Origin of the sequence: Roseburia sp. AM16-25 (assembly GCF_003473825.1) — a bacterium.
Taxonomy (GTDB): domain Bacteria; phylum Bacillota; class Clostridia; order Lachnospirales; family Lachnospiraceae; genus Pararoseburia; species Pararoseburia lenta.
Genome location: NZ_QUCW01000002.1, coordinates 375,113 through 395,503, shown reverse-complemented (window position 1 = coordinate 395,503; position 20,391 = coordinate 375,113). Strand labels below are relative to the sequence as shown.

The 20,391-nt window shown below is 40.9% G+C and carries 17 protein-coding genes and 2 pseudogenes; 2 read left to right on the top strand and 17 right to left on the bottom strand.

The genetic code is table 11. The features are described 5' to 3' along the window. Positions 1–30 precede the first annotated feature (30 nt). Positions 31–129 (bottom strand): annotated as a pseudogene (locus DW183_RS12865) (low molecular weight protein-tyrosine-phosphatase); the annotation flags it as partial. Positions 130–199: 70 nt separating this feature from the next. Then, a complete protein-coding gene (locus DW183_RS05800) occupies positions 200–1,237 on the bottom strand; it encodes an alpha/beta hydrolase (protein WP_118281035.1) in 1,038 nt (345 codons plus the stop codon). A 202-nt stretch (positions 1,238–1,439) separates the two neighbouring features. Here DW183_RS05800 and DW183_RS05795 point away from each other — a divergent pair, with 202 nt between their 5' ends. After that, entirely contained in the window at positions 1,440–2,246 is an 807-nt protein-coding gene (locus tag DW183_RS05795) for a hypothetical protein (RefSeq protein WP_243069520.1), read from the top strand. 72 nt (positions 2,247–2,318) lie between these two features. Here the strand turns inward: DW183_RS05795 and DW183_RS05790 are convergent, their stop codons facing one another. From DW183_RS05790 to DW183_RS05780, 3 genes are read right to left on the bottom strand one after another with little or no spacing between them, the layout of a single operon-like run. Beyond that, positions 2,319–3,413, bottom strand: a complete 1,095-nt coding sequence (locus DW183_RS05790) for an alpha/beta hydrolase (protein ID WP_118281034.1) — start codon at positions 3,411–3,413, stop codon at positions 2,319–2,321. 54 nt (positions 3,414–3,467) lie between these two features. After that, positions 3,468–4,820: an MFS transporter gene (locus DW183_RS05785; RefSeq protein WP_118281033.1), complete on the bottom strand. Its 1,353-nt coding sequence runs from the start codon at positions 4,818–4,820 to the stop codon at positions 3,468–3,470. Positions 4,821–4,834: 14 nt separating this feature from the next. Continuing rightward, positions 4,835–7,645 (bottom strand): alpha-L-rhamnosidase, encoded by a 2,811-nt coding sequence (locus DW183_RS05780; RefSeq protein ID WP_118281362.1) that lies wholly within the window; start codon positions 7,643–7,645, stop codon positions 4,835–4,837. 288 nt (positions 7,646–7,933) lie between these two features. Between DW183_RS05780 and DW183_RS05775 the strand changes: the two genes are divergently transcribed. Beyond that, entirely contained in the window at positions 7,934–8,950 is a 1,017-nt protein-coding gene (locus tag DW183_RS05775) for an AraC family transcriptional regulator (protein ID WP_118281032.1), read from the top strand. A gap of 16 nt (positions 8,951–8,966) precedes the next feature. Here DW183_RS05775 and DW183_RS05770 read toward each other — a convergent pair whose 3' ends face one another. The 12 genes and pseudogenes from DW183_RS05770 to DW183_RS05715 form a co-directional block, all read right to left on the bottom strand. After that, positions 8,967–9,218 carry a hypothetical protein gene (locus tag DW183_RS05770; protein ID WP_118281031.1) on the bottom strand — a complete coding sequence of 84 codons (252 nt, stop codon included), beginning with the start codon at positions 9,216–9,218 and terminating at the stop codon, positions 8,967–8,969. Between the two features lie 87 nt (positions 9,219–9,305). After that, positions 9,306–9,788, bottom strand: a complete 483-nt coding sequence (locus DW183_RS05765) for a low molecular weight protein-tyrosine-phosphatase (protein WP_118281030.1) — start codon at positions 9,786–9,788, stop codon at positions 9,306–9,308. 141 nt (positions 9,789–9,929) lie between these two features. Beyond that, positions 9,930–11,381: a hypothetical protein gene (locus DW183_RS05760; protein ID WP_118011674.1), complete on the bottom strand. Its 1,452-nt coding sequence runs from the start codon at positions 11,379–11,381 to the stop codon at positions 9,930–9,932. A gap of 408 nt (positions 11,382–11,789) precedes the next feature. Then, the gene (locus tag DW183_RS05755) at positions 11,790–12,602 is read right to left on the bottom strand and encodes a hypothetical protein (protein ID WP_147403368.1); all 813 of its coding nucleotides are present in this window, start codon (positions 12,600–12,602) and stop codon (positions 11,790–11,792) included. Positions 12,603–12,630: 28 nt separating this feature from the next. Further along, positions 12,631–13,905: a hypothetical protein gene (locus tag DW183_RS05750; RefSeq protein WP_147403367.1), complete on the bottom strand. Its 1,275-nt coding sequence runs from the start codon at positions 13,903–13,905 to the stop codon at positions 12,631–12,633. 135 nt (positions 13,906–14,040) lie between these two features. Next, positions 14,041–15,327, bottom strand: coding sequence for a site-specific integrase (locus tag DW183_RS05745; protein ID WP_118281027.1), 1,287 nt, complete (start codon positions 15,325–15,327; stop codon positions 14,041–14,043). Continuing rightward, positions 15,327–16,577, bottom strand: coding sequence for a tyrosine-type recombinase/integrase (locus tag DW183_RS05740; protein WP_118281026.1), 1,251 nt, complete (start codon positions 16,575–16,577; stop codon positions 15,327–15,329). Before DW183_RS05740 ends, DW183_RS05745 begins: the two co-directional genes overlap by 1 nt. Further along, entirely contained in the window at positions 16,577–16,786 is a 210-nt protein-coding gene (locus tag DW183_RS05735) for an excisionase (RefSeq protein ID WP_118281025.1), read from the bottom strand. Before DW183_RS05735 ends, DW183_RS05740 begins: the two co-directional genes overlap by 1 nt. A 109-nt stretch (positions 16,787–16,895) precedes the next feature. Next, positions 16,896–17,119, bottom strand: a pseudogene (locus DW183_RS12860) (excisionase). Then, entirely contained in the window at positions 17,119–18,840 is a 1,722-nt protein-coding gene (locus DW183_RS05725; RefSeq protein ID WP_118281024.1) for a DNA primase family protein, read from the bottom strand. Before DW183_RS05725 ends, DW183_RS12860 begins: the two are co-directional and overlap by 1 nt. Beyond that, positions 18,816–19,844 carry a MobQ family relaxase gene (gene mobQ / locus DW183_RS05720; protein ID WP_118281023.1) on the bottom strand — a complete coding sequence of 343 codons (1,029 nt, stop codon included), beginning with the start codon at positions 19,842–19,844 and terminating at the stop codon, positions 18,816–18,818. The genes DW183_RS05725 and mobQ overlap by 25 nt, the downstream gene beginning before the upstream one ends. Beyond that, positions 19,844–20,146, bottom strand: coding sequence for a DUF3847 domain-containing protein (locus DW183_RS05715; RefSeq protein ID WP_118281022.1), 303 nt, complete (start codon positions 20,144–20,146; stop codon positions 19,844–19,846). The genes mobQ and DW183_RS05715 overlap by 1 nt, the downstream gene beginning before the upstream one ends. Positions 20,147–20,391 lie beyond the last annotated feature (245 nt).

Below are 20,391 nucleotides of genomic sequence, written 5' to 3'. Positions count from 1 at the left end.
TCCTGTTCTCACAGAAACGGCAGGCATCTTTTATCTGTATCCTAAATATTCTAAGAACCCTTCGCATCCAGCCACAATATCGCGATATGTTGCTTCGAAGTCTCCCGTATACCAGGGGTCCGCCACATCATCTGTTTCCTGCAAGCACTGATTTTTCTTATAATCTGCAAAAGAAAGGTTGAAATCCGTGAAGAGCAAATCAACATTTCCGATGCTTCTCCCAGAATGCGACTGCATCCCGCAGCCAGCCATCTGCCGCAGTATCTATCCCCAGGCCAAAGCCATGACCCAGCTTATCATACATGACGATATCGACATTTTCCTGCCCCAGCGCTTTCCTGATGTCCGGGATGATTTTCTCCACGGCCGCAAAACCGGTAGGGTCATCCCGCCCGACCCTGGAAAATACAGCAAGCCCCTTGTCCTTCTCGTGAACCTTAAGCTCCCAGTGCAGGCCATAGATGGGGAAGATGGCGGCGGGCCTTGGCAGATTATGTTTATGGCAGCAGTCCTTATAATCAGAAAATGCGTAGGCTGTCGTCATCAGGCCTCCAGCGGAGAACCCGAACATACCAAAGCCGTCCATCGTATAGCCGTACTCTGCCTGATGCCCTATCAGATACCTTACCGCCGGCAGCACATCCTTGGATGCCTCCTCGCCCTTGGCCTGCGGTTCGGTTTCATGCAGCTCCACATTCACACGGTAGACCAGCACAAACACACTGTATCCCCTCCTGTGCAGCTCCATGGCTGCCGGGATGCTCTCCAAATAAGAGGCTACGCCGTCAAACCCGCCGCCCGCAATCTGCACAGCCACGGGCTTCCCTGGCTTCCCCTGGAACAGGATCCCCTGTACCTTTCCCTTGTCGGGATCACGCCTTACCTCATCCTCCGCATAAAGCCCGCTGATGAAATGCACCTTTTTCAGCCCTTTCTGCTCCACGACATAGTTGAAACCATCCACGATGCTCTGCGCCTGTGCGGGCTGCCCGATAAGATTGCACAAACCATGGACGCTCATGCCTGACATGGCATATATTTCCTTTGGCGACCCGGTCTTCATAAAAAGCTCCGGCCTGCCCTCCCATACGGGATGCTGCAGGAAGAACGCCATCTTGTCATTGATCGTAGCCCTGCGGAACCCTCCCGCGTCATTGTAAAACTCCGATTCCTTTACCTTCGGCATATGCTTGACGCCTAAGATTGCCGGCCAGAACAGCCCTTTGTACTTACCCATGTTTTTTCCCTCCTTATCTATTTCAGAACGGTCTCGGAAACTCCATAAAGCCCGAATCTCCGCTCTTTTTGTACTTGTTACTTTTTTCGTTTCCTCCCATTTTCAGAGAAGGATTTTAAATTTTTTCAGCAATTTTTCAAAAAACTATTGACATTTCTCGTGAATTGTGCGTTTCTTTATCCTGTTTTTTCTGCTCATTTCTATGGGACTTACTCCACCCTCTCTTACTCTTTGGAAAGCTCAGGAAATAAAGCCTAAAATTACGGAGGTTCTTGTAAACCGCCTGCTTAACGGAAAAATTATTCATTTTAATTTCGAGGCTACCCTTCAACATCTCTTTTATTCCGTTGCTGTTCTTCCCTCCGTTCAATGCGGTCTGATTTCTTCTGAAAACCTTACGGTTTCCGGCGACGGTACCGCTGTCCATACTCATGCCAACCCGAGGGGACACCGTTTAAATCCTGACCCCGATAAACCATACAACCCGGATGTTCCTCGCCATTTTTCAGCCCCCGATGCCTCATGGGGATGGGACAGCGATATGGAAAAATACTATTACGGATATACCCTCTTTCAGCTGTCCTGCCATAACCATTCACTACACGTTGATATTCCACTCCTTTTGCGGTTTACCAGTGCCAAAAGACATGATTCTGTCAGTTTTCTGGTAGCTTTCCATGAATTTGAAAAACACATGCCCGACCTGCACATATCAAATATGTGCCTTGATTCTGCCATGGATAACTATCCAACATATAACCTGTTAAAAGATCGGCATATTCATGCTTTTATTGACCTTAACGCTAAGTGTGGTCGCCCGAAATCTATTCCGGATAACATTCATATTGATAAGGACGGAACTCCTATCTGCCAACAGGGAGAACGCATGGCTCCCAATGGCTATGACAAAGCCTGTGGTTGTCTTTTATGGCGATGTCCTTATGGTAAAAACCACTGTTCTAAATGTGAGCACCATAGTTGGGGGGCTTTTGACCCCAACATCTTTTAAAAAGGTCAAATGTTTTATAATTTTATAAAACACTTGACCTCTCAAAGTTCACTCTTCCTGTTCTTGAAAAAATTATTTCCGATGTGCCTCCCAGAATTCCACTGCCTCTTCAAGCCAATGAGGTACTATGGTATTGGAACCAATACCAAATCCATGTCCGAGATTATCGTAAATCCGTACAGACACATTGTCCTCACCCAACACGGATTTCAATTGCGGAAGTCTCTTCTCTACATTTCCGAATCCATATTCGTCCTCGCGCCCTGCGATGGAAAATACCGCCAGTCCCTTATCCTGCTCAAGCGCTTTCACATTCCAGTCCAGACCATACATCGGGAAAATCACTTTTGGTCTCGGCAGTTTTACTTTGTGACAGCAGTCCTCGTAATTTGCGAAGGAATATGCCGTAGTCATCATGCCGCCTGCCGAGAAACCGAATATCGCATAGTCATCCATATCCACAGACAGTTCCTGCTCATGCTCCTTTAGATAACGGATTACCTGCACCAACTCCCTGACCGCTGCCTGCCCCTGTTTTTCCTGTTCCGTTTCTCCCAGCTGTTTGCCAATCGGGTAACTGATTACCAATACGGAGTACCCCAACTTGTGTAATTTCATTGCCACGGGATATCCCTCGCAATCCGTCACATTACTGATAAATCCACCTCCGGGAACGACCACCGCCAACGGTTTTCCTTGCTTTCCTTTGTAAAACATTCCGGTCAAATGAGACTGATATGGATTCTGTTCTATCATTTCCTTCGGGTTAATATCGGAAATCAACTGCGCCTCTCCACTTTCCACAAGCCGGGTCAGGTAATGAAAAGCCTCCAGTGCATTTTCCATCTGATCACTTCTGCCCTGCGCTTTTAGAAAATCTGCATATTTTGCCGGGGCAATCGCTTTTAACACGTTATCCTCAACATTAAAAAACATATGCTTATAGCCGCCAAACACCGGATGCTGCATAAAAAATGCCATTTTATCATCTTTTTCCGCTTTCCGGAATGTTCCGTCTGCCTGATAATAATCTTCCTTTTTTATATTCGGAAAACCGCCGATGCCAAACAGTGCCGGCAGAAACATCGCATTTTTCTTATAAACATACCCCACGAAGCCGACTGCCAAAATGAGCAGCACGAGTATTATCATTGCCAGAATTTTCATATGTTCTTTCACTCCTTATCTCTTGTCAGTTCCATCGCATTCTCCTTCAATATGTTACTTATTGCTGCGCGCTGCGATTGCCGTGTTCATTTCCTCTACTGCTTTTTTATCCAACGTATACTGTGTACCAAAAAGAATCGCCCCTGCGGAAGTCAGGATAATCGGAAGTATCAGTACGCAGAGGATAATTCCTGTATTGATACTCTCCGGCTGGACAGCCGAGCCGGTAACAAAACCTGTAGCTGCCAATACATACCCCGGAATCGCTCCTCCGATTCCCTGCGCCACTTTTGTAATAAAAGATGTAAACGATGCGATTGCCGCTTCTGCACGTTTTCCGGTTTTATACTGCACGTAAGTAGTATTATCTGCCTGTATACTGGTTGTCAGCGGTACTATACATCCGCCTGCCACACCTCCTGCCACTGTACTAATATAGATCAAAAGCATAGATCTCACATCAATCAAACGCAGTGCGGTAAACAGGATGGATACGACGATTGCCATTACATAAATCTTTTTCTTTCCAAACCGGTTTGCCAGAATTGGTCCAAGGAAAATTCCCACCAGAGCAGTTATCATTGAAACAAGTGACACCCCTGACATAAGCGTCATATCACCCATTATATATGTGTAAAAATAAGCGCCGGCTCCTCCTGCTATATTACTGCCCACCCCGGCTACCAGTGCCATTACAAACATTGCCCAGACAGGTTTATACCGCATAAACTGTAACAATTCCCTGAATGTATAACTTTCTTCTTTTTTTCCTTCAAAAGCTACTCTTTCCTTTACACAAAGAGCCCCTGCAATAGATAAAACCAACACCATGGCCATGGAACCGAAAATTAACACGTAATAGTTCTGTAACGTTCCTTCCGCCACAAGAATCGGTGCTGCCACAGCCAGTACCGCGCCACCTATCATTGTTCCCAACGCGTTGAAAAGTGACAAACTGTTTCTCTCCTTGTCATCCGCGCTCATGACCGGGAGCAGACTGTTCTTGGAGATATCCATAATATCAAACGTCCAGCCCAGCAGCAGATACGTCACATACACAATCACATATTTTCCGACCGGAATCCAGACTGCGCCAAACCACAGTAAAATATAATTTATAACACAGATGATTGTTCCCAGAATAATCATAGGGCGAAATTTTCCCATTTTTGTGACTGGAAATTTGTCCAGCAAATATCCCATAATCGGGTCGCTGATTCCATCCACCACCTTGGATATTAAAAACAGGGTCGCCAGTGCTGCCGGTTCCAGACCAACCACAGTCGTATAGTAAATCATAAAGAATCCTGACAATAATCCCATCAGTGGAATATTTCCCGCACATACCATGAATAAGCCCATTTTTTCCACGATACTAACCTTTTGTTCTTTACTCTTCCCACTCATTTGTTCTCTCCTCCTTAAAATTGTGATAATGCTGTATTCAACATCTCTGCCTGTCCTTCATCCATCGGTCCGGAAAACATCTCCGCCACCTGCCGAAACGACAATCCATAGACCGCATCCGGTATCATATCCACCTCGGTCATCGTCGACAAAAATGCCCGTATCTGCGGATGGTTCAGCAAATCCTCCAGCTTTGACTCCACGCTGTATATTTTCTTTAACTTCTCAGTTGCCTCATATACGACTTCATAGTTTCCTGCAGTGATATAACAAATACCGTTCACCACTGTTGCGAATAGTGGATTTGTCTTATCTTCAAACAGAATCTCCGGAGCATGCGGCAATCGCACCTCGCCTTCTCCACCAAACGGAATCGTAATTTTGATTCTAATCCTGTTATCCTCCATAATTTCCCAGCCGCACTCATACCGTCCGCTTGCCGAGTCATACACGGTCTTTACCTGTCTCAGGTCATAATGGACATTCGGACAAATTGCAACCCTTCTGCCTCCCGGAGATTCTTCCAAAAGATGGATTCCTCCCACATGGCGGAACATCCATTCCAGAATCGCCCCGTAAGAATAATGGTTGAGACTGTTCATCCCGGTACTGGATATCTTACCGTCTTCATCCAGTGAATTCCATCGCTCCCAGACTGTGGTGGCTCCCAGTTTCACTTCGTGCAGCCACCCCGGATACTCCTCGTTCAAAAGCAGGCGGTAGGCGGTATCCGTCATTCCGTTATCGGTCAACACATTACACAAAAGAGAGGTTCCCACAAATCCGGTATTCAATTTGTTTCTGCTCTCGCGGAAAAGTTTCTTTAACATCTCTCTGGTCAGCTCTTCGTCCTCTGACAAATGATATTTCAAAGCCAGCAGAAGTCCCGTCTGTGTCTTTACCGCGCATCTTCCGGTCGGGGTAAAATATTCTTCTTTTACCACACGCCATTGTTTTTCGGCGATTTCCCGATATTGTTTTTCCTCTTCCTTTCGCCCGAGAACCGCCGCTGCCTTCGCTGTAAGCTCCGCGCTTGCCGCATAATAAATATCCGCAATATAGCCTTCATCGGTCGCTCCGTATACATTTCCCGCCGCGGCTCCCACCCGGTCAAGCGCCAGCCAGTCTCCGTAATGGAAGGAATGTCTCCATCCGTGGTGCTCTCCGTCCACCTTACGGATATAGTCCACCCAAGCCTTCATACTGTCAAACTGCTGTTCCAATATGGCAGCATCCCCGCTGAACAGATAGACATTCCACGGAACGATACAGGCCGCATCGCCCCATGCACAGGAACATTTCGACGGACCGAAGGTCGGCACCACCTCCGGAACCATCCCTCCGGCAATCAGCTGTTCCTTATACAAATCGTACAGATATTTTCTGTAAAATGCATAGGTATCCGCCAGATAACATGCCGTACCCGAAAACACCTGTGTGTCGCCTGTCCATCCCATGCGCTCATCTCTCTGCGGACAGTCTGTCGGCACATCTAAGAAGTTATCCTTCATGCCCCATTCCACATTGGAAATCAACTGATTTACCAGTTCATTTCCTGTCTGTATACTGCCGGTACCTTCGTAATCACTGTAGAGTGTCATTCCCGTAAAATCTTCACAGGAGAGATTGGTTACCCCGCTGATTTTTACATACCGGTATCCGTAAAATGTAAAATGTGGGATAATGTCTTTTTCTTCTCCGTCAGAGATATACACATATTCTGATAAAGCGGTTCTTAAGTTTTCGTTATAAAAGCATCCGTCCTGCAGGATTTCGCCTGTCTGGATTCTGATCTCCTTACCTTTCGGCTCATGGACATGTAGTTTGAAAATCCCGGTAATCTCCTGTCCCAAGTCAAACACCCACTCATCCTTCGGGGTGTGGATCAGTTCCTTCGGTGTGAACTGCTCATGCGCTGTCACCGGCAGGGACAGCCGCTCCGTCAGATGACCCTTCGGTGCATCTGCAAGCTGCGCGCTGACAGGTGCGACAGGTTCCAGCGTATCATCCCGTTTCTCTCCGTCATAAATATTGGAAAAAAACAGATTGCTTCTTGTCACTTCCCATGTGTCATCCGTGCCGATTATCTCTTGTGTGCCATCCTCATATTCCAGATGCACCTCTGCCAGCAGTTTCCACTCGTCGCCGTAAAATCCTTTCTGTTCTGTCTGATTGAACCCGAACCTCCCTTTGTACCAGCCATTCCCCAAAAGAACGGACAACACACCTTCGCGCTGCATCTGCGCGGTCACATCATACGTCTGATACTGTAACCACTGATTGTAGTTATTGCAGTACGGGGTCAGATACTCCTCACCGATTTTTGCGGATTGAGGAATGTCTGTTTGGTCTTTGTCTCCATCCGTAAAATATGCCTCATAAAGACCCAGTCCACAGATATAAAGACGGGCTTTTTTCACCTTCTTCCGGAGAGTGATCTGCTTTGAAAAAATCGGATGGCGCGCCTCCCTGCTGTCGCAGGTAATCCATTTCCCCGCCCATGGCTCGTCCCTCTTTGCCGTCTCAAAGAACTGTACTTCGGACTCCAGCACTTCGTCTGCGTCCGTAGTAACGATTACCTTCCAGTAATATCTGGTACAAGGCTCCAGATTCATCTCCGCTTTTACAGCCAGACTGTCGAGCTTTGCCTCCCCGGTGTCCCAAAGAACATCCGCGAAGGTTTCATCCTTTGCCACAAGGATTCTGGCACATCTCTGGTTCTTTCCCCTGCAGTCTCTGACCTTCCACGAAAAAACCACCGGATTCAGTAAAAATCCCACCGGATTCGTGATATGATTTGTTTTTGCTGCGTAAATCTGATTCATATTGCTGTTTTCCAAGCTCCTTCCTTTTTTCATTGTGTCCACTGTAATTTGAGTATAATGGATTTCCCAAATAAAATCATTTACGGTATTTAATCATTTTACCTACCAAACTTAAGATTTATATTGATACATCCGCAAATGTTTTCTATAATGATAAAAATGCAAAGTGCCAAAGAGCATACCTTTGCATTTGCATGAAAGCCATGACTTTGAAACCTGAAAAACATGCGAAGGTAGCCGATGAAGGCGGATTTTTAAATATTTTTAAAAATATGGGAGGATATACCAATGTTGACGGATTCCGGACTGGATACTTATCTGCGAAAACACACTGCACAGGAAGAACAGAATCTCTTGGGAGCTACCAATGATTATCCCGGTATCGAGACAATCACTACGGCGTCGGGGGAACTCTGCTACTGTTTCACGCCTACCCCGCTCAGTATGCAGATGGCGCTCTCGGAGAACAAGGTTCTGGCCAATTACCAAAATTTTGCAGTCATCAAGCAGGACCGCTTTGAGACGGTTCCCCTGCATATTCACGAATGGCTGGAGCTTTGCTATGTCTATTCTGGTAGCTGTACATTTACGCTCAATGACGTATCCCTCACTTTATCTGCCGGAGAGATTCTTTTAATCAGCCCGAATACGCCTCACCGCACGACAAAATGTAATGAAGAAGATATTATGATTAATTTTTTGATTACCAAAAAATATTTAAACAACTTCTTTGAGAAATTCGCAAAAAAGAATTTTATCACGCAATTTCTCATTGAGGCGCTCAACAGCCAGTCCCGACGGGATAACTATATCCTGTTTTCCGCCCAAAAAAGAAACCGGCTGACATTATTTGCCAACCAGTTTCTGTGTGAATTCTACTCGCCCTCCGTTACGTCCGTCGCCATCCTTGACGCGCAGATGACTTTATTGATTTGCGAGTTAATCAATTACTTCCAGCACAACATGGCGCTGGCAAGCCTCTCTTCCTCCAACCATATTTACTCCATCCTGCGTTATATAGAAACCAACTACGCAGACTGTACGCTGGAATCGACCGCGGCTTTCTTCCATATGCATCCGAACTATCTCTCTTCGTATATCAAAAAGCATACAAACTATACATATAAACAACTCATCCAGAACCAGCGGTTATCACAGGCCGCCATGCTGCTGCGTACCACCACGCTGCCGACCTGCGACATCAGCATTGCCGTGGGATATGAGAATACTGGGTTCTTCTTCAAAAAATTTGAAGAAAAATACGGATGCACGCCAAAGGAATACCGCTGCCGGCAAACCATGTGATTCGCCATTGTCCGGATTATAACTTATTGATGTCGCTCTGTGTCACCATCACAATCTCATTTTCACAAAGCAATTCCGCGATTTTCGCTCTTTCCATCTCATCGGATTTCAGCCGCAGCACCATAAGCGCCTTGTTTCCGATAATGTAATTGAGTGAATACATGTACTCAATCGAAATATTATTTTCTTCGATAACCGCAAGCGCTTTGTCAAGACCTGCCGGCTGGTTCGGCACCGCAATACAGATGACATGATTCGTTTTTGCCATTAACAGTGCCTGACACCACTGTGGTCAACTTAATCCACAAAGCTTGATTTTAAAGGGCACTGAAAAAGTCTGATTCTAAAAAAAGAATTATCTGTACCCTAAATATTCCAAGAGGCCTTCACACCCCGCCACAATATCGCGATATGTTGCTTCAAAGTCTCCCGTATACCATGGATCTGCCACATCATTTGCTTCCTTTAAACACTGATTATTCTTATAATCTGCAAAAGAAAGCATCTTGTAGATCTTTTGATCAGGGTCTGTTCCTCCGGCGATCCGCGTCATATTGCGGATATTGGCAGAATCCATCCCGATCAGATAATCATAGTAGTCGTAATCGCCTCTGGTCATTTGTCTGGCACGGTGTGGTATGAGTGGAATACCCATCTGTGCCAGTTTATTTCGCGTACCATAATGCGGTGGATTGCCGATCTCCTCACGGCTTGTCGCCGCAGAATCAATTTCAAATTGTGACGTGAGCCCACGTGTGGCGACCATGTGAGTCAATACGCTTTCTGCCATGGTGGAGCGGCAGATGTTGCCGTGGCAGATGAAAAGTATTTTTATCATGTTCTTATATCTCCTTAAATCGTCGTATTTCCTTATATTTAAAGGGTTTTTACAACTTTCATTTTTCTTGTAGTTTCTGTATCTTCTTATAAATTCTCATGTTTTCGCAGTCAAAAGTTGTAAAATAATTACTCAACATCTTTATCTTTGTTGCACTCGGAAAATTAAAGTCTTTTTAGGTATCCCACTATATAAACATTGTTGAGATAAAAATTCTTCTAAATCTTCCAATATAATAGATATTACTTCATTTCGTTTATTATATTTATCTCGAAAAACAAATTCTATTTCCCCTTTTTTGTTCAGTAAAATTTCAATATGCCCATGCATTAAAGAATTTCTCATACGCTCAACAATATATTTCTGAATTGAGCAATTTTGTGTTTCATTTCTCCGTCTATATTGCTCCCAATTTTCATTTTGATACTTGAACTTAGATACATTAAGGTCTTGATATTTCAGTTTCTCGTAGTCATCATCTTCTGTTCGCAACGCAAAATTCATAGAATATAAATAAACAAAACCAATCTTAAATGAAATTTTTGCATTTTCATCTTCATATAATTCTAGTAGTGATTTTTCAAGTTGTTTCTTATATTCCTCAATTTCGTTTTGAGTAACATTCTTACTATCACGTTTCGTACAGTAGGCATAAAATACGTTATTAATCTGACTGATATGTACCAAAAAATTTGACAATTCCGTTTCAAAATCAAGAAATGTTTTTAATCCATAAAAATACTCATCATATGTTTGTATTTTCAATTTTTTTGTTAATTTTTTGTAATCCCGCATTTTTATAATCTTATTTAATTCTAGTTCATTAACATTAATTTTATCATTATTTTGTTGCAAAAACGGTAACAATTTTTTATTATCTCTGGACACTTGTGCCAACTCACTCATTATCCCTTTATTGTATCCATTATATGTGTTTTCATCACATATTCTAGGTGTAATTTCATAGAAATAATATTTCCAAAAACTTTTCTTCTGTAATCGCAAAGAATATTTTGAAAAAAAGGAATTTTTAAACAAAAGCCCCGAACTATAATTATTAAAAAAACGTTGAATTAATTCGTGAAGAACAAATTCAAAAACAATACCTGAATCCTTTCTTATTCCATCGTCTTTGTTATATAGCCAATAAAGGATTAATGTACCATTTTCTTGTGAGAAAAAATTTCCATATTGCATATGCGCCATTGAGTTTCGTATAGTCATAATTTGATCCCATGGTTTTTTCTTTTTATTTTCAAAAGAATGAAACAAGCAAATATTAGAAATATCATTAGTTAATGGTTCTTGTTTAATAAATTCAAAATAATCTTTTAAATGAATATCATTTTCTACTTCTCTGATAAACTCCTTAAAACTATATCCATTTTTATAATAATCATTCAATTTCTCTTTATTCAACAATAATAAACAACTATCAATAAATACACGAAACCTTCCGTAGTCGAAACCATTATGCTTAATTATTTCTCCTGTTCTGAATCTTTCGATTATCTTATCGATGTTAATCTCCTGAAAATATAGATTTTGATATTCATTAATTAACACCAAATTATTGTTTAAATAATTCAACATAACCGCTCATCTCTCTTTCTAAAGAACAAATTTTTATCATATCGGACATCTTTCAAAAATTGTAAACTCGTTGTAAATTTCTCTCTAACTTTCTCGAAATCCGCATAAAATAAGGAGATTTAGACAAAAGAGAAACTCCTGCCGTGGCAGATGAAAAGTACTCGTATCATAAAATTCTCCTATCTTAAAATACCCTGTAATGCCGAGTTTTGCGTTATTTTATCGGCTTTTCTGAGCATCGTATTTCCCCTGTTAATAACTACACTTTTGCAAAATACTTCAAAATGGTGCAATTCAAAGCAATGTGTAGTAGTCAAATCGTAGTCAGTTAAGGGGGTTCAGACTACTGACGGGGGTGTGCATTATTTAACAAAATGGGTGTACAGAACACAACATCGTATGCGTTCATTATAGTTCTTCTGCCATCACAAACCACTCTGGTTTAATATTGGCATCATCCGAAATCCTTAATATAAGATTCTCATCACAAATAAAACTACTTCCTACCCATTCATCATATAATCTTAATATTGCTTGCTTCAAAAATTCTACTGTCTTTTCATAATCTGTTTTTGGTGGATTTCCCATATCAAAAATCACATCTGACATAGGTATCAAATACTCAATACAATAATACTTACTATTATCATAGTAATCAGTGACCATTCCACGAATACCCAAAAGACTTTCTATATTTCCTACCAATTCTGGGCAACTCGACAATGACGAAAAATAACCATTGTTCTCTAAATATGACCGAAACGCAAACCCATTTACACAGTAATCTTGATTCTTATAGTATCCCAGCCTAGACTTTATATAGCAGACATTCCCACCATCATATCTAAATTCATTATCAAGTAATTGTAGTTCGTCCTTGTAATACAAGTCAATATGACCTTTGCTCGGTTTAAAGGTTATTTTATACTTTTTGAAAAAGTTTGATAATGGAGAATCTTCTAACAAGAGTTGCTCCAAATTGTTATTCTTCTTCGGATCAGTTCCTTCCAATCTTCGAGAAAGATGAAACATTTGAATATGTTCGAGTACCTCATCTACCATATTATCAGAAAGGAAATCACTAACCCATTCCCATGGCTCCTTTTCTGTATCTTCATAAATGGACATAAAAATCTGTATCATCTCACTTGCCGAAAGATTCAAGAATTCCATTATTCCTTGTTTTAAGGACTCTTGTGTTCTTGCATCTATATATTTCATTTTATTTGTCACATCCTTATTTTTTAAATTAAATAACAATTTGATCTCTCAATATAGATTCCACAGTTTCATACTTCTTATTCTTGTATGAAATCTCAATTAACTTTATTTTATGTTCCTTTGCATACTTTCTTTTTTCCTTATCATTTCTTTGTTGGATAATAAATTTATGTTCTCCGCCAAATTCTTCAACTGGCATAAGGTGCTGCTCACCTTGACATTCAATTAATGCCCATACCTTTCCTTCTTTATATATAGCAAAATCAAATCGTAGCGGTGTTTCATTATCAATTCCATGCACCCCATCAAAAGAGACTTCCACCCTATAATCAATACCATTTTTCATCAAAATATCAGTTACAATCCACTGAAACGAAGAAATCGCATGGCAATCACAGAAAACATCACTCCAATATCCTCCATAGGCTCTATATCCATATTCAGTAGGTGGAAAAATGCCAAATTTATCGCACTTTATCAATTTTTCTTTTCCACACAAATAACATCTGCAACGATACTCTTTATATATTGTAATATCATGATATTTCTTTTCATGTCGTTGAGTATAATATGGGGTAGGTACACTCTCTAATGAATCGTTCACACATTCAAGTACATCAAGCGACTCGTACCTTCTTCCCACATAATCAATATTATAATTCTTTGCCAGTTTTCTCGGAATTGTAGCTATTGTCCTTGCATCCTTTTCTGCTAATTTTATTAATTCCTTGCTTCTTTTTTCATTCCATGCATCACAATAGTCTGTTGCCGGAACAATCTTATCTTTATTATCTACCAAACATACTGCTTCATTGTTCTCATACTTCCTTCTTTTATTGTAATTAGCATTACTAGCTTTTATAGAATAAGTAAACTTCGATGAGCAATACATTGGCTTATAACAGACCTTCGGTTCTGTTTTCAATGTTCGTTCAGAATAATATCGTATTTTTCCACACTTTCTGCACTTACATTTATAATGTATGATTTCCTTTTCTTTATGTAAACTGGAAATAACTTTTTCAAAATCAGCAATCGTAACCGAATCACCATAAACTTCAAAATTAACAGGCTTATATAAATATGCTGGTGTAATAATACTTTTTTCTCCATTCCACCCATGCCAATCTCTTCGAGCATATTCACCTTTTTCCACAGTTTGAAGAAAATTTTTCTTTTCTTCTTCTATATTAGATATGCGTTTTTCTATAATTTTTCTATATTCTTCACCATCATCTAAAACTTGCAAACACCCACATTTCATTCCTACCATAACATCTATTCTTTCTACTACGGTTTCCAAAATAAAAATCATCCCTCTCCTACATAGTCAAAATCCGCTTTATGATATTTTACCATATAAACTACATTCTCACCAGTCAAAAAGGCACCCAAGCTATAAGCCTGAGTGCCACAAATTTATATCAATATTCTATTATCAAAACACCTTGAACATATTCTGTTTCAAAGGCTTGTCGTCCTTGTCCGAAAGTCCCATCTCTTTTCTTGCATTTTCCAATCCCTGCATCTTCTGAAGTTCTTTCTCCGCATCCTCAAGTCCAATGTGGGTGTAAACATTAAGTGTCACGGCAATATCCGAATGCCCCATCAGATACTGCAGAGTCTTAGGATTCATTCCCGATTTCGCCATGTTGGAGCAATAGCAATACGTATGACGGCATACATGAGGCGTGATATTTGGCATCTGAGCCTTATAAATCTCATTGTACCTGCCCACCATACTATTAAATCTGTGTTCCCAATGCATGGCAACCAGTGGCATTCCATTCTTATCCAGAAAAAGAAATCCTGTGTATCCACCTACCACTTTCTCCACTTTATATTCTGGTCTGTCCTGAATGATTGCCCGAAACATTTCTGTGACTTCTTTTGTCATTGGAATTACCCTTGTTCCGGCATTTGTCTTTGTCGGTTCAATCACATACTCCATCTTTGAAGTTCTCTGCAACTGATGGTCGATATTGATGGTTCTTTTTTCTAAATCAATATCTTTCATAGTCAATCCACAAAACTCAGAAATTCGCATACCTGTATGAAAAAGAATGTATACCACTTCATAATACTTGCAGTAAACTACATCATCATGTACAAACTTTAAGAATTTTCGCATCTGATCCTTTGTGATTGCCTCCCTTGTGACAGCATCATTTACTACCACTCCCGCAAGTTCAAATTGGAAAGGATTCTTCATAAGGACATCATCATCTACCGCCATTTGAAATGCCGGACGGAGAACTCCACGCACTGTCTTTATCGTGCTATGCCCTCTTCCGTCTTCCTGCTGCATTTTTATAAGAAACAGTTTTGCATCAGATGTCTTAACTTTTGAAATCTTTTGACTTCCGAAAGACTCCTTTTTCAGAATATTTCTCACAAAATTATAATTGGCTAATGTGTTCGGTCGCATTCCCACCTTAGTTCTGAGGTATCTCTCCACCAATTCATTCACCGTAATATTCTTTCCTAATGGATCCAATCGGTTATCCAGGTCATATCCTATCTGTTTTTCCAGTTCTCTCAGCGAAAGGCATGGCTTTTTACCAACCGGGAGTGGATCCGTAGGTTCTAATCTCCAGCTATATACAAAGTGTGGTTTTCCACCTATATGATACTTAAATTGATATTTTCCATTTGCTCTTATTGATTCTCCTCTTCTAAGCACTCTATGCTTTGAATCTCTTCGAAGTCCTGCTTTTCCTGCCATCAGCGTTCCCTCCTTCTAATCTCTGGATGTTTATTTAAGTATTTTTCAAATATTCGTTTCAGTTCTTCCTCAGCATCATCAAATCCGATATGTGTGTACACATTCATTGTGACTGATACATCCGAATGCCCCATAAGATACTGTAATGTCTTGGGATTCATTCCCGATTTTGCCATATTGCTGCAATAGGTGTGTCGGCATACATGAGGTGTGATATTTGGCATCTGCACCCGATAAATGTCATTGTATCTGCCAACCATGTGATTGAATCGATGCTGCCAATGCATTGCTACAAGGGGCATTCCATTATCATCATAGAAAAGGAATCCACTGTAGCCATCTATAGATTTTTCCACCTTGGGAGCATTCCTGTCCTCGATAATTGCCTGAAACATTTCTGCTACATCCTCTGTTATTGGCAGTACCCTTGTTCCAGCATCTGTCTTTGTGGTTTCTATGATATATCGCATATCCGATGTCCTCTGCAACTGGTGGTCGATATTCACTGTTCGTTTCTCCAAATCAATATCCTTCAGTGTCAATCCACAAAATTCAGAGATTCGCATTCCTGTATGAAAGAGTATGTACACCACTTCATAATATTTACAATACACCACATCGTCATGCACAAACTTTAGAAACTTCCGCATCTGGTCTTTGGAAATTGCCTCTCTTGTCACTGCATCATTTACCAATACTCCGGCAAGCTGGAATCCGAATGGATTCTTTACAAGAATGTCATCATCCACCGCCATCTGAAAAGTTGGTCGCAGCACTCCCCGTATTGTATAAATGGAACTGTAGCTTTTCCCATCTTCCTGTTGCAGTTTAATAAGAAACAACTTGGCATCCGATGTTTTCACACTTCGGATTGTCTTTTTCCCGAAAGATTCCTTTGCAAGTAATCTCTGCACTGTAACATATCCTTGCTTGGTACTCTGCCTTACTCCTGTTTTGGTTTTCAGATAACGGTCTACCAATTCGCACACTGTCATCTGCCAGTCCACGATATTTATAAGCAAATCCAAATCCGTATTGACTTGCTTCTCCAATTCTCTGAGTGACAGGCATGGCTTTTTGCCCTTTGGCAGTTTGTCCGTTGGTTCCAGTTTCCAACTATAGACAAAATGTGGTTTTCCATCGACATGGTATTTATACTGATATTTTCCATCTGCTCTTACGCTTTCTCCCGGCCTGAGAACTCTGTGTTTGGAATCCCGCCTTGTCTGTCCTCTTCCTGCCTTTGCCATTATCCCCGCCTCCTCAACTCTGGATGGTGCAGCAGATATTTTTCAAATGCAACACGGAGAATCAGCTTGCGTTCTCCGTAGTATGCCAAGAAATCCTCACCATCCGTATTTTTCAATAAATCATAGAACTTTCTTCGGCTCAGAACGAAATAGTCGATTGCCTCCGAAGGGTTCAATATATCCTTTTCTGCTAAATTTGGTCTTGCCATAATACACTTCCTTTCTGCCGAAAGTGGCTGTTTTCAAGGGTTTAATTGGTTCATCGTATATTCGCTCTACTCCCCAGAAATAGCAACTACTTTCGGCAGATAAAAGGAATTATATTTCTGATGAATTAAGGATAAATTCTTCAAACTTCGGACGGATAATCAAGAACCTGTTTCCACAATAAACTGCCACAGTTCCAAGGTTATCCTCTGCAATCCTTCTCATCTTTTTAATGCCAATATTAAAAAATAAACTGCTGCCTCCTTAATTGTGAGCATAAACTTCTCACTGACAGGCAACGCATCATTATTTTTCTCTGTTTCAACTATATGCATTATGCTCGCCTCCCTACATTCCCAAATTTGCGTAACTCTTGATTAAAATTTCTGCTATTCTCGGAATAACAACCATTATCATCACACCAATGTTTATAATGCTCATAGACCACAGAAGTTCTAACCTCTGCCGTTTCATCCTCAATTAACTTTTCCTCTGCAAACTGCGATATCTTGTCACTCTCATGGCAATAATTCGCAGTAGCCTCAATTACGGATTGTGGTGGTTTGAACCCCTCACCCATGAGAAGGTCATATCCATCAAGAAGCCAATTAAGAATAGCACTCTGCACCTCCGGCTTTTCGAACTCAGCCTTTAATGTCTTGTCCTGTTCCCTCTCTTCAAAATGCCTGTCAAATGGGATTATTAGAACACGATTACTTGTAAATACTGTCATATCTGTAATTACAGGCAGGTAATTGGTATTCACATAAAGCTTGAACTGTGGTTTGAAATCAAAACTGTTTTCATGAAGAAAACGAGCATTCAATGTATCATTTCCTGTCATGTTTTTGACCTGTGCAGCATTAAGAAGTAATCCCCGACTCGGTTCTGAAATATCGGCAAATCTGATGCCCGCCAGTCTTGATATATCCTCAGATGGACTCTGACTGTTAGCATTTGACTTAAGTGCTATGGTTTCTGGTCTAACAGTCGTTCCATAATCACCACAGACAAGAAGCACACTCTCCATCAAAGTTCCATTTCCATTTCTCGTAGTCTCTCCATAAAGGAAAAACATACATTCAAAACGAGTATCTCCGGTCAATGAATAGCCAAGAGATTTCTGAAGATATTTTGCTTTATCCGTATCTCCACTTGTGATTTCATCTACAAACTGCAAGAATCTCTCATTTCTTGCTAATGGCATATAGTCTACCGGAGACAGTTTTGTTATAAAGTCTTCCGGACGATGTTCTCGAAATGACCTATCCTTCAAATCAATGGTTCCGTTCTTAACATTAAACAGATAAATATCTGAATCAAACTTTTTCATTGGAACCGGGTAAACGCTCTCTGCATCAGAGATATAGGTAGTCCTCATCCCTCTCTGAATCCACTTCTTGACAAAATCATTTGTAAAGAATTCCCTTGTAGCCTCATCCTTTATGGTTGTGGAATAAATTGTAATTGCATCAGCCAGATCCTTTGTAATTTCCATAGCCTTTAATGAACCAACATCTGCTACCCATCGTATTCCATCGTAGATATACCACTTCTTGCGTTCAGGAACATACCTCGCAATATTCTTAAAAACATCTGCGAATAATCTGCCTTTACCCAAATCCCCATGTTTATAACGAGGGTTTGATTCCGGCTTTAATTTAATAAGTACCAAAACTAATTCATTGAAATCCTCTGTTGCCACAGTTTTACCAAGTGGCTTGTAGAACTCCTTGCAACTTCTAATTGCCTTTTTTATGGTTATATTCCCATAGGTTTCAACACCATGAACTTCATCCCACTTGTCACGGATTCTTGAAGATGAGCGAAATAATCTGTCCATCTGCTCTTCATCGCCTCCACACCAAAATGCAAGAATATTACAAAGAGCCAAGTCACCTTCACTTGCTGATTTCCCATCGTTACCACCATTCCACAATGCCTTGGTTTTCTCTCCGTTCGCGGAAGTAAACATCTTCTCAATAATAGTTTCATCAGACAAATAACTGCCCGGTGCATTTACTGTTACTTTTATATCTGCATTCGGCTTAACCATATAAGTATCAAGCCTGCCATTTTCTTCAAATTTGTTTTTCTTGCCTTGTTCTTTCCATAACTATAAGATTCAGCCGTTTCATTTCTGTCCGCAAAATACTTTTGTAGACACTGTGGAAGATCTGATTTTGTGGATTTCTCGTTTCTATGCATTTCCTCCGATAGTTCAGAAATAACATCCATAATATCTTTGACCTTTTCCTTTAACAAAAGAATTCCCTGATTGATTTCTTTAATCAAACGATTAAGGCTTCCTTTCTCTGTACGAATTCCTTTTGCCTCCATCTTTCGTACATTTGGTCCTTCATGAATCTGTGAAATCAGCATAATTCCCTGTGCTTCATAACTCCTGTGATCAATCCTCTCCTGCATTCCTTTTTTCTGAAATTCTTCATTTACCATATCCGCCCAGGCTTTTCTCCATGATTCAAGTGTTTCCGGTCTTCCCCAATCTGTCATAGGAACCGCATTGAACTTCTGATGTCCTTTTCCATCAAGAACAGGCTTTCCATCCTCATCAAAAAGGTATTCTCTTCTCTGCTTTTCTCCCCATGTTCCATCCGTATTCATTGGTCTGATTGGACAGAGTACATGAACATGAGGATTATCTCTTTCCTTTTTGTCGGGATTATGAACAGCCATATCAGCGATCATTCCTTTACTAATGAAATTCTCATTGATAAATCTTTTTGCAAGAATAATGTTTTCTTCCATTGAAAATTCATTCATAAGTGCAAAATCAAAGCTATATGCAAGCTGTGCTTTGGGATGCTTCTCTACCTTCTCTACTTCATTCCATAATGTTTCCCTGTCATGAAAAGACTCTGGCACATAATCAGGAGTTATAATCTCGGTGTAAACCACTCCACCTTTTGCTGTATAATCTGCATATTCTCCATAATAATGATCCTGTAGTCTTTCACCGGCTCGATACGCTGCTGCTGCGATTGCTGACTGCCCCCTTCCTCTGGAAACCTGTGTTACATGAAAATGATAAATCGCCATCAACAATCCTCCTGCTTGCTATTTGCCAAAGCCATATAAAACGCTTCATGAAGTGCATTGATATCCAGATGCTCCATCATCTGACCAAGCTGTACTTCCGATAACTCTTTCAGTTCTGGAAAATACTGTTCCATAACCGCACCAAGCACAATTAATCTATGTGTTCTTGCCTTCCTGCTCAGATTCTCACGATACTTCATACGATTCTCTGCTCTTACAATCTGCCTCTCTGCCTGTTGTTTTTCTTGTTTTGCTTTTTCAAGTTCTACACGAATCTTGTGTAACTTTTCATTTTCTTCCATTTGAAATCCTCCCTATCCAAAATTCATTTTTGTCATTTCACCTCATCATTTCCCGGCAGGTAACCTCTGGTTTTTTTAGCCTTATAGACTATTTTGGACTGTGCCGTTATCACGCTCTTGGCCGGCTCCCCGGATTATTTCCGGATCATCGCCCGACTTTCCCGATACAGTAGTGATTTGGAATGCTCATGAAGTTGTATAGAGATTTTCTCAAATTCAATGTGTGTTTCCCGTATATCCGAAAG